Raw genomic sequence first — 13778 nt, forward strand, 5'->3', positions numbered from 1 at the left:
GTTTCGGTCCGTGATCGAACGACAGCAGGCCGAACAACTCGCCGCCGTCTGGGCACGGCGGGATTCCGAGCGCCTCGGGTTCCCCTGCACGCCCGTGGTCGAGGAGTTCGACCTGGGCTACCTGATCACGTCCCGGGTCGCTCGGGAGGCCCGGGCGCTCCCCGGCGACCTGCCTGCGACCGTGGTGGACAAGGAGACCGGCGAGGTCTCCAGCTGGCCCCGCCTGCCGCTGCCGGCGGTGGCGCAGCTGTTCCGCCAGCGGCGGTCGCCGGCTCCGCGCGCGCCCCGCACGGTCGACCCGACGATCCAGTTGCTGCGCGAGTTGACCCGGCTGCCGACGCCCGGCGCCGCCGCGCATCTCACCCTCGACGGTCGTGTGCACGTCGCACATGGTGCGAAGGGAGACGTCGAGCTTCACCATCACCCGCTCGTTCAGTCCTATCTGGACAACCTGCCCGCCGGTCACCTGGTCCGCGGCGGGGAACGCCACGCCGAGATGATCGTCGTCTCCGACCTGCTGCACGAGCACGACCACCGTCGCACCGCAGATGGCCTGTCGCCGGTAGAGCTCTCGGATGCCAAGGCACTTCTCAGGCGGGCGAGGATCGAGTTCTTCCACATCCGCGAGGCAGGCGACCCTGCCGCCGGACCAACCGAGTTGCGCTGCGCGTCGTGCATCCGATTCCTGGTGCACTTCAATGTGCTCCCGTGGTCGGAATTGGCATACGCAGAGGAGTCGCGGTCCGACCCCCAAGTGGACCCAGATCCGGGCCGCTTTCCTCCCGATGTCGCAAATGCCCTTGTCACTGCCGGCTGGCGGCCACACTTCGGCGACGAGGTCCTCGCCGAAGCAACTGTTCGCAGGGTGACTGCGATCCGGGGTAGGCAGCATCTGCACGGCGCTTTCCCCGCCGCTGTGCAGACCCTCACCGCATTCCCTGGCCTCGTCGGAGCACGACAGGGTCCTGGAGAAGGCGTCTGGATCTCGCGGTTCAACATCCGACCACGCCACGCCGCGTACACCGCCGACACGCTCGCCGATTTCGGCGCGGTCCTCGGCGTACGGCTGTTTCCGCTGGGCACCGAGCGCGGTGACAGCATCATCGCGGTCGACGAGCGGGGCCGGATCTTCGCGCTGGACCAGGCCGGCGAGTGGTTCCTGGGCGCGGACATCGACGCCGCGCTGACCACCCTGCTGCTCGGCCGGGCACCCGCCCGGGTACGGGACGACGGCACCTGGTGACCGGCGGTCAGGAGCCGAGCTGGCGCGCCGCGTCCTGGTAGAACGAGACCGCCTCGGCCAGTGGCACCGCCCTGCGGGAGACCACGGAGAGGTCCTTGCCCTCGCGGGTGAACGGCGGCGGCCAGACGCTGAACGCCTGGTCGGGCGCGAGGCCCGCGACCTCCGACTCCCAGCCCGGCCAGCGCAGGGTCTCGTAGAAGGCGGTGAGGGAGCCGGCGAGGACGGCGTACAGCCAATCCGCGTACCCCTGCTCCAGGTCGAGCCAGCCCAGGTCGTCGGGGCCGAAGTAGTGGACGGTGGGCCGCGCCCTCGGCTGAGGCTGCGCCCAGACGAACTGGCCGCCCAGCACGTCGTAGCCGATGGTCACCAGACCGCGCGCCGGGTCGGATTCAGCGGGCACGTCGGGCAGGCCGCCGTGCCCGCTGCCGAGCACCCGCAGCCAGCCGTGGTCGACCAGCAGTCCACCGGTGTTGGCGACGACCGCGCCGAGCCACGACCGGGTGGTGACCTCCAGGGCCGCCAGACACCCGGCGGCTCGTGCCGGGTCGGCCGGCAGCACCTCGACCGGATACGGCGCGGCCGTTACGACCGCGGCCACCTCGGGCCATGCCGACTCGTCCACCGGCTCAGCCTGCCATCCCCCGGCGACGCGCTACAGCGCCACCCCGGTGAGCACCATGACCCGCGGCTCGGTGTAGTCGTCCATGGCGCTGCGCAGCCCTTCCCGGCCGACGCCGGAGCCCTTCACCCCGCCGTACGGCATCTGGTCGGCCCGGTACGACGGCACGTCGCCCACGATCACCCCGCCGACCTCGAGGGTCCGGGCGGCGTCGAACGCGACGTCCAGCCGGTGGGTGAACACGCCGGCCTGCAGCCCGTACGCGGAGTCGTTGACCGCGGCGAACGCGGCCCGGTCGTCCGGGACCGGGGCGACCACCAGCACCGGCCCGAAGACCTCCTCGCGGCAGACCCGGGCGGACGAGGGCACCCGGGACAGGACGGTGGGCGGGTAGCCGGCGCCGTCCCGGCGTCCGCCGACCTCGATGGTGGCCCCGGCGGTGACCGCCTCGTCCACCCATTCCTCGACCCGTCGCGCGGCGTCCTCGGAGATCAGCGGTCCGACGTCGGTGAGGTCGGAGGTCGGGTCGCCGGTGCGCAGTTCCTGCACGGCGGCGACCAGCCGGGGCAGGAAGCCGTCGTAGATCCACTCGTGGACGTAGACCCGCTGCACGGCGATGCAGGACTGCCCGGCCTGGTAGTTGGCGAAGGTGGCGATCCGGTGCGCGGCGAAGGTCAGATCCGCGTCGGAGTTCCAGTCTTCGCAGATCACCGCCGCGGCGTTGCCTCCCAGTTCGAGGGTCACGTGCTTCTCGGGCGCGGCGCGGCGGATGGCGGCGCCGACCGGCCCGGAGCCGGTGAACGACACCACCGGCAGCCGGGGGTCGGCGACCAGTTCGGCGGCGCGCTCGTTGGGCAGCGGCAGTACCGAGAACATCCCCTCGGGCAGCGCGGTCTCGGCCAGGAGTTCACCGAGCAGCAGCGCGGAGAGGGGGGTGGCGGGGGCGGGCTTGACCACGATCGGCGCGCCGACGGCGAGGGCGGGGGCGACCTTGTGCGCGATGAGGTTCAGCGGGAAGTTGAACGGCGCGATGCCCAGCACCGGGCCGCGCGGCACGCGCCGGACCAGGGCGATCCGTCCGGTGGCCGCCGGGTCGGTGTCCAGGCGTTGCAGTTCGCCGGAGAAGCGGCGGGCCTCCTCGGCGGCCCAGCGGAAGGTGGAGACGGCCCGCCCCACCTCCGCCTTCGCCCACTTGATCGGCTTGCCGTTCTCGGCGGTGATGAGGGCGGCTGCCTCGTCGGCCCGTTCGGCGAGGCGCCGGGAGACGTGGTCCAGCGCCGCCGCGCGGGCGTGCGCGGGCAGGGCCGCGGCCGCCGCGGCCACCCCGGCGGCTGCCGCGACGGCGGCTTCGACCTGCTCCGGCGTGGCGAGGGTGGTACGCCCCACCGTCCGGCCGTCGTAGGGGTGGGTGACGGTCAGCTCGCCCGCACCGTGGGCGGGGCGGCCGGCGACATAGAAGGCTCTCGGCTCCACGATCGGCAGCGTAGTCCACCCGGGTTCGCGCGGAAACAGTTGCTCAAACCCTTGTCTGCCGCGAATTCAGTGGCCAAGATGGCAGTCAGATTGCGATAACCTCCGCCGACCTTGCCCCGGCCACCCCTCGGAGACTACTGATGAGCGATCGGCAACAGCTGCGCAACTTCGTCAACGGCGAGTACGTCGACCCGGTGGACGGCGGCTACGCCGACCTGATCGACCCGTGCACCGGCGAGGTCTTCGCCCAGGCGCCGGTCTCCGGGTCGGCGGACGTGGACCAGGCCATGAAGGCGGCCGCCGCCGCGTTCGAGACCTGGCGGGACGCCACCCCCGGGGAGCGGCAGAAGGCCCTGCTCAAGCTCGCGGACGCGGTGGAGGCCCGGGCCGCCGAACTGGTCGACGCCGAGGTCCGCAACACGGGCAAGCCGCGCCAGCTCACCGCGGACGAGGAACTGCCCCCGGCGGTGGACCAGTTCCGCTTCTTCGCCGGCGCGGCCCGCCTGCTGGAGGGCCGCTCGGCCGGCGAGTACCTGGCCGGGCACACCTCCTACGTGCGGCGCGAGCCGATCGGCGTCTGCGCGCAGGTCACGCCCTGGAACTACCCGCTCATGATGGCGGTCTGGAAGATCGCCCCGGCCCTCGCGGCCGGCAACACGGTGGTGCTCAAGCCGTCGGACACCACCCCGGTGTCGACGCTGCTGCTGGCCGAGATCGCCGCCGAGTTCCTCCCGCCGGGCGTGTTCAACGTGGTCTGCGGCGACCGGGACACCGGCCGGGCGCTGGTGTCGCACCCGACCCCGCAGTTCGTCTCGATCACCGGCTCGACCCGGGCCGGCATGGAGGTCGCCGCGGCGGCCGCCCCGGATCTCAAGCGGACCCACCTGGAGCTGGGCGGCAAGGCCCCGGTGGTGATCTTCGACGACGCGGACGTGGCGGCGGCCGCCGAGGCCATCGCGGTGGGCGGCTACTTCAACGCCGGGCAGGACTGCACGGCCGCCACCCGGGTCCTGGCCGGCCCGGGCATCCACGACGACTTCGTGGCCGCCCTCGCCGAGCAGGCCCGGAACACGAAGACCGGCGCCCCGGACGACGAGGACGTGCTCTACGGCCCGCTGAACAACGCCAACCAGCTGGCCCGGGTACGCGGTTTCGTGGACCGGCTGCCGGACCACGCGAGCGTCGAGACCGGCGGCTCCCAGCTCGGCGAGCGCGGCTACTTCTACGCCCCGACCGTCGTGTCGGGCGTCCGGCAGGCCGACGAAATCATCCAGGACGAGGTGTTCGGCCCGGTCATCACCGTGCAGCGCTTCTCCGCCGAGGACGAGGCGGTGCGCTGGGCCAACGGCGTGGACTACGGCCTCTCCGCCTCGGTGTGGACGAAGGATCACGGCCGGGCCATGCGGATGACCCGCCGGCTCGACTTCGGCTGCGTCTGGGTGAACACGCACATCCCGTTCGTCTCCGAGATGCCGCACGGCGGCTTCAAGCACTCCGGGCACGGCAAGGACCTCTCGGTCTACAGCCTGGAGGACTACACCCGGATCAAGCACGTCATGCACAACATCGAGGGCTGACCGGTGAGCGCGAGGAGTGAGCCGGGCCTGCGAGCCCCGCAGTCGCGAACGGAGGGCTGATCGGTGAGCGCGAGGAGTGAGCCGGGCCTGCGAGCCCCGCAGTCGCGAACGGAGGGCAGCCCGGTGGCGTCGTCGGACGAGCTGCACAAGCGCCGCGGGGCCGCGGTCGCCCGGGGCGTGGGCAGCACCATCAGCGCGTACGTCGACCACGCCGGCGGCGGCACCATCACCGACGTCGACGGGCGGGAGTGGATCGACTTCGCCGCCGGCATCGCGGTGGCCAACGTGGGCAACTCCGCCCCGAAGGTGGTCGAGGCGGTGCGGGCGCAGGTGGAGCGCTTCACCCACACCTGCTTCATGGTCGCGCCGTACGAGTCGTACGTGGCGGTCTGTGAGCAGCTCAACGCGCTGACCCCGGGCGGTTTCGAGAAACGCTCGGCGCTGTTCAACTCGGGCGCCGAGGCGGTGGAGAACGCCGTGAAGATCGCCCGGCACGCCACCGGGCGGCCGGCGGTGGTGGTCTTCGACCACGCGTACCACGGCCGGACCAACCTGACCATGGCGTTGACCGCGAAGAACATGCCGTACAAGCACCGGTTCGGGCCGTTCGCCGGGGAGATCTACCGGGTGCCGATGTCGTACCCGCTGCGCGACGGTGGCCTCGACGGGGCGACCGCGGCGGCCCGGGCGATCGAGCTGGTGGAGAAGCAGGTCGGCGCGGAGAACGTGGCGGCGCTGCTGATCGAGCCGATCCAGGGCGAGGGCGGTTTCGTGGTACCGGCGGAGGGTTTCCTGCCGGCGCTGCGCGAGTGGGCGACGGCCGCCGGGGTGGTCTTCGTCGCCGACGAGATCCAGACCGGGTTCTGTCGCACCGGCGACTGGTTCGCCTGCCAGCACGAGGGCGTCGAGCCGGACCTGATCACGCTGGCCAAGGGGATCGCCGGCGGCCTGCCGCTGGCCGCCGTCACGGGCCGGGCCGAGCTGATGGACGCGGTGCACGTCGGCGGTCTGGGCGGCACGTACGGCGGCAACCCGATCGCCTGCGCGGCCGCGCTGGCCGCGATCGAGACCATGCGCGAGCTGGACCTGGTCGCCGCCGCCCGCCGGATCGGCGCGGTCATGGCGGACCGGCTGCGCGCGATCGCCGCCCGCGATCCGCGGATCGCCGAGGTGCGCGGCCGGGGCGCGATGCTCGCCGTGGAGCTGGTGCAGCCCGGCACCCTGACCCCGGACCCGGCCGCCACGGCGGCGGTCTCGGCGGCCTGCCACGCCGCCGGCCTGCTCACCCTCACCTGCGGCACGTACGGCAACGTGCTGCGCTTCCTGCCGCCACTGGTCATCTCCGACGACGAACTGGCGCGGGGTCTGGACATCCTGGACGCCGCCTTCGGCTGACCGGCGGTCGGCCGCGCCCGTGCTCCGCCGCCCTGATCGATCAGGCCAGGCGGGACGGCAGCGCGGCCACCTCCTCGCCCGTCGAGCGCGAGCTCAACCCGACCACCGACGTGCTGCTCCACGGCCGGCCCGGCCGCCTCGCCTCCGTCCATCCGGTGCGCGGCGACGGTGGCATCGCCGCGTTCATCTGGCGCAGCGGACCCGTGCCCGGCGGCGCCGCGTCCTCAGTGTCACTGTTCGGCGCGGGGTCGAGCCGGGCGATGGCGGGGCGTACCCGCTCGCGCGGACGCCGGCCGAGCACCATATCGCCCTCGGGCAGGGCCTGAAGGCCGGCGCAAGGTCGGTCGACGGCACCGCCGCTGAGGGCTCTCCGACACGCCCGATCGCCACAGGGGTCCCAACCGCCGCCATCCTGTCCTATAGTCCTACTGTCGTAGGACAATAGAAGGGCCCCTCGTGATCGAGTTCGTATTGGACGGCCGGTCCAAGGTGAACACCTATGTGCAGCTGATCCAGCAGGTCAAACAGGCCTTACGGGTGGGGCTGCTGACGCCGGGCGACCAGTTGCCGAAGGTCCGCGACGTCGCGCAGTCGCTGGCCATCAACCCCAACACGGTGCTGAAGGCGTACCGCGAGCTGGAGATCGAGGGTCTGGTCGAGGGACGCCCCGGCGTCGGCACCTTCGTCCGCCGGACCCTCGCCGGCTCAGCGCTGGCCGATCAGACCGAGCTTCGCGACGAGCTGGTCGCCTGGCTGCACCGCGCCCGCGCCGCCGGGCTCACCCCGGAAGACGTCACCGCCCTGGTCGAGACCACCATGCGGGCCGGCACGACGAGCGCCGAACCCGCCTCAGCAGGATGAGAGGACAGCCGATGGACATCGCGCTCGAGGCCGAGCAGCTTGGCAAACGGTACGGAAGAACCTGGGCGCTGCGGGACTGCTCGCTGCGTCTGCCCACCGGGCGGATCGCCGCCCTGGTCGGCCCCAACGGCGCCGGCAAGAGCACGCTGCTGCACCTCTCGGTCGGACTGCTGCGGCCGGACGCCGGCGCGGTACGGATCTTCGGCGAAGCGCCCTACGCCAACCCGTCGGTGCTGCCCGACATCGGCTTCGTCGCCCAGGACACCCCGCTCTACCGGGACTTCACCGCGGCCGAGCTGGTGGAGCTGGGCCGCCGGATGAACAAGCGCTGGGACGGGGCACTCGCCCGCAACCGGCTCGCCCAGCTCGGCATCCCGCCGAAGCTGCCCGTCGGCAAGCTGTCCGGCGGCCAGCGGGCGCAGGTCGCGCTGGCGCTCGCCCTCGCGAAGCGGCCCCGGCTGCTGCTCCTGGACGAACCGGTCGCCAGCCTCGATCCGCTGGCGCGCCGCGAGTTCCTGCAGTCGCTGATGGGCAGCGTCGCCGACTCGGAGACGACCGTGCTGCTCTCCTCGCACCTGCTGGCCGACCTGGAACGGGTCTGCGACTACCTGGTCGTGCTGCAGGCCGCCCGGGTGCACCTGGTCGGCGGGGTTGACGATCTGGTCGCCGCACACCGGCAGCTGGTCGGGCCCCGGCACGGCGGCGAACCGATCAAGGGCGTGGCGGCCGTGGTCCGGGCCAGCCACACCGCTCGCCAGTCGACCCTGCTGGTCCGGACCGACGGCGACATCACCGATCCGGAGTGGGCGGTGCACGACGTGACACTGGAGGACCTCGTGCTGGCCTACCTCGCCGACGGCGAGACCACCACGAGCCACGCGGCCTGGGAGGTGCCGGCATGATCTGGCTGGCCTGGCGGCAACACCGCAAGCAACTGCTCTTCACCCTGATCGGCTTCGCCGCGCTCGCCGCCCTGATGATCCCGATCGGCCTGTCGATGCGGCACAGCTTCACCGAGCTCGGGCTGCCGAACTGCGTCACCCAGCTGGCGCGTCCGGACGTCGACCCGATCACCGCGAACGGCTGTGAGTCCGCGTTCCACCAGTTCAGCAACCGCTACGCGAGTTTGAACCTGGTGGCGGTCCTGCTCATCACCCTGCCGGCGCTGGTCGGTCTGTTCTGGGGCGCCCCGCTGGTCGCCCGGGAGGTGGAGCACGGCACGCACCGGTTCGCCTGGACGCAGGGCATCGGCCGGACGCGGTGGGCCCTGGTGAAGTTCGGCCTGGTCGTCGTGGTCACGGTGACCCTGGCCATCGGCTACGGACTGGGCATGGCCTGGTGGGTCAGCCCGCTGACCGAGGCCGCGCGTGAGGGCCGCCTCGGCGTCATCGTCTTCGACCTGCAGGGCATCGCCCCGATCGGTTACACCCTCTTCGCGGTGGCGCTCGGCATCTTCGCCGGCACCCTCTGGCGCCGGATGCTGCCCGCCATGGGCGTCACCCTGGCCGCGTTCATCGGCGTTCGGGCGGCGGTGGCGATCCTGGCCAGGCCGCACTACCAGCCCGCCCGCACCCGCACCTTCCCGATCGAAGGGGCCGATCTGCCGCGGGAGTCCAGGGGCGACTGGCTCCTCGCCAGCGGCGTACGCAACCCCGACGGGAAGATGGTGTCGGCCGACACCCGGATCATGTGCCCGCCGGGCGCCAAGGCACCGGACGGCGGCCGCTGCGGGGCCGAGCTCGGTGCCCAACCCGGCGCCTACAACTGGGAGCTCTACCAGCCGGCGGACCGGTTCTGGCTGTTCCAGTGGATCGAGACCGGCATCTTCGTCGCCCTGGCCGCGCTCCTGCTCTACCTCGCCGTACGCCGGCTCCGCCGGATCGCCTGAGCGGCCCGGCCGGTGGAACGCCACGGCGCAGCCGCCCTGGCGTTCCACCGGCGCGCCACGGGAACGGTCAGCGCAGCAGCTCCACCGTGTTGCGCCGGACCAGGTTCTTGCCGGGCTCCCGGATCAGGTCCATGGCCGCCGCGTTGAGCAGCACACAACTGCCCGACGGACCGGTCACCGTGACCGTCGCGGCCCGGCCGTTGTCCAGGTTGGTCACCCGCAGCCGGGTACCCGCCGGGAACCGGTCGCTGGTCGCCGCCGGCGCGCCGGCCTCCGCCGAGAAGGTGATCGCCCCGGCGCAGACGCTGCCGGCCGCCGGGGGGCGGGCCGGCGGCTGGGCGTTGCCCGGGCGGACGTCCGGCCCGGCCGGGGCGCCGCCGCCCGGACGACCCGCCCCGCCGGCCGCCGCACCGTCCAGCCGTTCCACCACGTTGCGCCGGATCACGTTCCTGCCGGGCTCGCGGACCAGCTCCATGGCAGCCGCGTTGAGCAGCACGCAGCTACCCGACGGGCCGGTCACCGTGACCGTCGCGACCTTGCCGTTGTCCAGGTTGGTCACCCGCAGCCGGGTACCCACCGGGAACCGGTCGCTGGTCGCCGCCGGCGCGCCACCCTCCGCCGAGAAGGTCACCGACCCCGCGCAGGCCGACCGCGCGGGCGGGGCGGTCTCCGCGAACCCCATCCCGGTACCCACCGCGACGACCGCCGAGGCGGCCAGCGCCACCGTCGCCGCCAGCACGTGCCTGCGTTGCACCTTCACGTTGTCACTCCCGTCGTCCGGTGGTCTCGTTCGACGCCTGGTACGGACGGGACGGCCGGACCGTTCAGCCGGGTCGGCAGATCACAACGGACCGTAACGGGTGTGCGGCGCTTCGGTGAGCAACGCCCAGTACCGGTCGCCGTAGGACCAGTGCCACCACTCGGTCGGGTAGTTCACCAGCCCCGCCCCGCTCAGCGCGGCCACCAGGACCTGTCGGTTCCGCCACGCGCTCACCGGGATGTGCCGGGCCGCGGTGAAGCAGGCGTCGGCGCTCGCCTCCGGGGTGGCGTCGAGCGCCGTGCCCATGTCCAGCTCGACGCCGTCGGCGTCACAGAGGGTGAGGTCCACGGCCCCGCCGGTGCTGTGCGGCGCCACCTCGACCGGCGAGACGAACTTGGTGGTCTCCCGGTGCAGCCGCTCGGGCGACCAGTCCGGATAGCGCCGGCGCAACTCGTCCCGGTAGCCGGTGAAGATGTCCAGCTGTGACCGGTACGGCCGGTACCCCTCGACGACGAGCAGACGCAGGCCGTCCGGCAGCGCGCGCTGCGCGGCCAGCAACCGGTCCGCGACCCCGCGCCGCACCCGGGCGTACGCCCCGGCGGGGTCGGCGGCCCGGGTGTCCAGCCGCAGCTCCGGCAGGTCCCGCAGGTCGACCAGCGGGTCGCCGTCGTCCCGGCTGGACACCGCGGCGACCCGGGGATCGGAGAGCAGGATCATGCCGCACCGCCCTCGGGGCGTACGCCCGGGCGGGCCGCGTGCCGCGCGAAGGCGAGCGCGACCAGCCGGTCCACCAGCTCGGGGTAGTCGACGCCGGACGCCGCCCACACCTTCGGGTACATGGAGTGCGCCGTGAAGCCGGGCAGCGTGTTCAGTTCGTTGACGAACACCTCGCCGGCCGTCTCGTCGTAGAGGAAGTCGACCCGGGCCAGGCCCCAGCCGCCGATCGCCGTGAAGGCCCGCACCGACAGCTCGCGGATCCGCTCGGTGATCTCGGCGGGCAGCGGCGCCGGCACGACCATCGGATCGGCGTCGCCGAAGTACTTCTGCCGGTAGTCGAACCAGCCGCCCTCGACCCGGACCTCGCCGACCGCCGACGCCTCCGGACGCCAGCCACCCAGCACGCCGCACTCCAACTCGCGGCCGGTCACCCCCTGCTCGACCAGCACCACCTGGTCGTGCCGGAGCGCCTCCTCGACCGCCGCCACCAGGTCGTCACCCTCGGCCACCCGGGAGATCCCGATCGAGGAACCCATCCGGGCCGGCTTGACGAACAGCGGCCAGCGCAGCCCGACGACCAGCTTCTCCGGGTCCTGCGCGGCCTGCCAGGTCGCGGCGTCGAACCAGACGTGCGGGGTGGTGGGCACGCCCTCGGCCCGCAGCGCCCGCTTCATCGCCACCTTGTCCATCCCGACGGCGGAGGCGAGGATGCCGCACCCGACGTACGGCACGCCGAGCGATTCGAGCAGTCCCTGCACCACGCCGTCCTCGCCGTACGGGCCGTGCAGCACCGGGAAGGCCACGTCCAGCTCGGCGTACCGGCTGGCCGGCGCCTCGGCGGCGGTGACCGCGGCCGTGCCGGGACGGCTCCCGCGCCGCAGTTCGACGGGCGGCCCGGTCACCGGCAGCCGGTCGTCGATGGCCCGCCCGGCGGCCACGCTCGCGAGGTGCCGCGCCAGCACCGGCTCCGGCACCAGCCGCAGCGTCCCGTCGCGGTCGATCCCGAGCGCGACCACCCGGTGCCCCCGCTCGGTCAGGGCCCGGGCCACGCCGAGCGCCGAGGCGCAGGAGACCTCGTGCTCCGCCGACGGGCCACCGAACAGGACACCGATCCGTACCGCAGCGCTCACGCCGCCACCCCTTCCACACGTGCCAGGTCGGCGACGACTCCGGCCGCCAACCGGGCGACCAGTTCCGCCTCGACGTTGCCGCCGGTCAACACCACGCCGACCGTCCGGTACCGGCCGCCCTCGGGGCCGGCGGCCAGCCGCAGCGCGCCGGCCAGCCCGGCCGCGCCGGACGGCTCGACGAGCACCTTCAGCTCCAGCAGCAGCAGCCGGAACGCCTCGGCGATCGCGTCGTCGTCGACCCGGACGACGCCCCGGACGGCGTCCCGCGCCACCGCGAACGGCAGGTCCCCGACGCAGCCCGGACGGAGCCCGTCGGCGATGGTGGCCGCCGGCACGACCGGGGTGGGCCGGCCGGCGGCGAGGCTGCGGGCCAGCGAGTCGCAGCCGACCGGCTCGACGCCGTACACCTCGATCGGGGTGCCGGCGGCGGCCAGGCAGGCCCCGGCGACGCCGCCGCCCCCGCCCACCGGCACCACGAGCGCGTCCAGCGGGGTGCCGGCGCGCGCCGCCTCCTCGATCAGCTCCAGGCTGGCGCTGCCCTGCCCGGCCACCACGTCCGGGTGGTCGTACGCGTCGACCAGCGGGTGACCGGCGGTCTCGGCGACCTGGCGGGCGGCGGCCAGCCGCTCCTCGACGGTGGTGCCGGCCAGGACGACCCGCGCCCCGGCCGCCCGGGCCCGGGCCACCTTGACCGGCGCGGCGTCGACCGGCAGCACCACGGTCGCGGCCAGGCCGTGCCGGCGGGCGGCGAGGGCCACCGCCACCGCGTGGTTGCCGGTGCTCTGCGCGACCACCCCGTGCTGGCCGGCCGCGGCGAGCCGGCCCACCGCGAGCATCGCGCCGCGCATCTTGTAGGAGCCCCCGGTCTGGAGGTTCTCCGCCTTCAGCAGGATCCGGGCGCCGGCCAGCCGGTCGATCACCGGGCTGTTCAGCACGGGGGTACGCACCACCCGGCCGGACAGCCACCGGGCGGCCTCCTCGACGCTGGCCCGGTCCGGCAGGACCGGGACGTGGCTGCGGGACATGGTCTCTCCTTCTGGGTTGTGGTTCTGGCCGGCGCGGCGCGGCAGGTCGAACAGCCAGCGCGCGCCGGCGGCGGTGAGCCCGCGGTGGACGGCCAGGCTGAGCGCCAGCACCACCGCGGTGAGCAGGGCCGGATAGCCGACCGCCAGCAGCAGCCGACCGGGTCCGTTCAGCTCGGCGACCGGCCCGGCGAGGAGCCGGTGCAGCAGCGCCAGCACCGGCATGTGGAGCACGTAGATCGGCAGCGTGCGGCGGCCGAGCCGGGCCAGCGCCGCGCCGATCACCGGGAGCCGGGCCAGCCGGGCCGCCGCGGTGAGGCCGAACGCCACCGCGACGGCCGACACCAGCAGCCGGACCCCCGGCCAGCCCGCGGCCCCGGCCAGCGCCGTGCCGGCCAGCGCGGCGGCGTAGGCGGCGCCGAGCCCGGCGAGCCGGCGCGCGGTGGCGGCCGCCGCCCAGCGCTGGAGGTGTCCCCGCGCGTGCACACCGGCCAGGAAGAACACCAGGTTCTGGTAGACCTGCCCGCGGTTGCCGGGACCGTCCAGCAGGCCGGTCGCCGCGAGCGCGGAGAGCGCGCCCGCGCCGGCCAGCAGCACCGCCGGGTGGACCCGGCGCAGCGCCTTGGCCAGCGCGAAGTAGACGGCCAGGGCGTACAGGTACCACAGGTTGGAGGGGGTGACGGTGAGCTGGGCGAGCAGGCCGCCGAGGCTGGTGGCCCGGTCGGTGGGGAAGCCCGGCGCGAGGGCCAGCAGGGCAGTGTGGATGAGCAGCCAGGTGGCGTAGAGGTAGAGGGTGCGGGCGATCCGGGGGCGGGCGGCGACCCGCCACGGCCGGGCCACGGCGTGCGCCGCGAAGATCCCGGAGATGGTGAAGAAGAGCGGCATCCGCAGCGGGAGCAGTTGCTCGCCGAACAGCCCCCACGCCCCCGGCAGCGGCAGGTCGAGCCGCCAGTCGATCTGCAGGTAGTGCTTGACGATGACGTGCCAGAGCACCACGAGGATGATGCAGGCACCCTTGGCCACGTCGGCCCAGAGCACCCGGCCGGCCGGCGGCCCGGACTGATCGGTACGGGTCGGCACCGCGGTCTCCTCT

Annotated in this window: 13 protein-coding genes; 6 read left to right on the plus strand and 7 right to left on the minus strand. The window is 73.7% G+C overall.

What is annotated here, in order from left to right; all coding sequences use genetic code 11:
- The first annotated feature begins 10 nt into the window (after positions 1-10).
- Positions 11-1243: an SUKH-3 domain-containing protein gene (locus ACIBPB_RS01020; protein WP_396837611.1), complete on the plus strand. Its 1233-nt coding sequence runs from the start codon at positions 11-13 to the stop codon at positions 1241-1243.
- A 7-nt stretch (positions 1244-1250) separates the two neighbouring features.
- On the opposite strand, the gene ACIBPB_RS01025 is transcribed toward ACIBPB_RS01020, so the two are convergent.
- Together ACIBPB_RS01025 and ACIBPB_RS01030 are read right to left on the minus strand one after the other, a co-directional pair.
- On the minus strand, positions 1251-1865 hold the full coding sequence (locus tag ACIBPB_RS01025; protein ID WP_396837612.1) for a DUF2625 family protein: 615 nt from the start codon (positions 1863-1865) through the stop codon (positions 1251-1253).
- A gap of 30 nt (positions 1866-1895) precedes the next feature.
- A complete protein-coding gene (locus ACIBPB_RS01030; RefSeq protein ID WP_396837613.1) occupies positions 1896-3335 on the minus strand; it encodes an aldehyde dehydrogenase family protein in 1440 nt (479 codons plus the stop codon).
- A 140-nt stretch (positions 3336-3475) separates the two neighbouring features.
- Here ACIBPB_RS01030 and ACIBPB_RS01035 point away from each other — a divergent pair, with 140 nt between their 5' ends.
- Both ACIBPB_RS01035 and gabT read left to right on the plus strand, forming a co-directional pair.
- The gene (locus tag ACIBPB_RS01035) at positions 3476-4912 is read left to right on the plus strand and encodes a gamma-aminobutyraldehyde dehydrogenase (protein WP_396837614.1); all 1437 of its coding nucleotides are present in this window, start codon (positions 3476-3478) and stop codon (positions 4910-4912) included.
- A 123-nt stretch (positions 4913-5035) separates the two neighbouring features.
- Entirely contained in the window at positions 5036-6307 is a 1272-nt protein-coding gene (gene gabT / locus ACIBPB_RS01040; RefSeq protein ID WP_396838148.1) for a 4-aminobutyrate--2-oxoglutarate transaminase, read from the plus strand.
- 40 nt (positions 6308-6347) lie between these two features.
- Here the strand turns inward: gabT and ACIBPB_RS01045 are convergent, their stop codons facing one another.
- The gene (locus tag ACIBPB_RS01045) at positions 6348-6608 is read right to left on the minus strand and encodes a hypothetical protein (protein ID WP_396837615.1); all 261 of its coding nucleotides are present in this window, start codon (positions 6606-6608) and stop codon (positions 6348-6350) included.
- A gap of 155 nt (positions 6609-6763) precedes the next feature.
- Here ACIBPB_RS01045 and ACIBPB_RS01050 point away from each other — a divergent pair, with 155 nt between their 5' ends.
- From ACIBPB_RS01050 to ACIBPB_RS01060, 3 genes are read left to right on the plus strand one after another with little or no spacing between them, the layout of a single operon-like run.
- On the plus strand, positions 6764-7168 hold the full coding sequence (locus ACIBPB_RS01050; protein WP_357315639.1) for a GntR family transcriptional regulator: 405 nt from the start codon (positions 6764-6766) through the stop codon (positions 7166-7168).
- A gap of 11 nt (positions 7169-7179) precedes the next feature.
- Positions 7180-8070 (plus strand): ABC transporter ATP-binding protein, encoded by an 891-nt coding sequence (locus ACIBPB_RS01055; protein ID WP_396837616.1) that lies wholly within the window; start codon positions 7180-7182, stop codon positions 8068-8070.
- On the plus strand, positions 8067-9056 hold the full coding sequence (locus ACIBPB_RS01060) for a transporter (RefSeq protein ID WP_396837617.1): 990 nt from the start codon (positions 8067-8069) through the stop codon (positions 9054-9056). Before ACIBPB_RS01055 ends, ACIBPB_RS01060 begins: the two co-directional genes overlap by 4 nt.
- A gap of 67 nt (positions 9057-9123) precedes the next feature.
- On the opposite strand, the gene ACIBPB_RS01065 is transcribed toward ACIBPB_RS01060, so the two are convergent.
- The 4 genes from ACIBPB_RS01065 to ACIBPB_RS01080 form a co-directional block, all read right to left on the minus strand.
- Positions 9124-9816: a hypothetical protein gene (locus ACIBPB_RS01065; RefSeq protein ID WP_396837618.1), complete on the minus strand. Its 693-nt coding sequence runs from the start codon at positions 9814-9816 to the stop codon at positions 9124-9126.
- Positions 9817-9897: 81 nt separating this feature from the next.
- Positions 9898-10533, minus strand: a complete 636-nt coding sequence (locus tag ACIBPB_RS01070) for a M15 family metallopeptidase (protein WP_396837619.1) — start codon at positions 10531-10533, stop codon at positions 9898-9900.
- The gene (locus ACIBPB_RS01075) at positions 10530-11663 is read right to left on the minus strand and encodes a D-alanine--D-alanine ligase family protein (RefSeq protein ID WP_396837620.1); all 1134 of its coding nucleotides are present in this window, start codon (positions 11661-11663) and stop codon (positions 10530-10532) included. The genes ACIBPB_RS01070 and ACIBPB_RS01075 overlap by 4 nt, the downstream gene beginning before the upstream one ends.
- The gene (locus ACIBPB_RS01080; RefSeq protein WP_396837621.1) at positions 11660-13765 is read right to left on the minus strand and encodes a pyridoxal-phosphate dependent enzyme; all 2106 of its coding nucleotides are present in this window, start codon (positions 13763-13765) and stop codon (positions 11660-11662) included. The genes ACIBPB_RS01075 and ACIBPB_RS01080 overlap by 4 nt, the downstream gene beginning before the upstream one ends.
- Positions 13766-13778: the final 13 nt, after the last annotated feature.

Origin of the sequence: Micromonospora sp. NPDC049836, assembly GCF_044465125.1 — a bacterium.
GTDB lineage: Bacteria > Actinomycetota > Actinomycetes > Mycobacteriales > Micromonosporaceae > Micromonospora.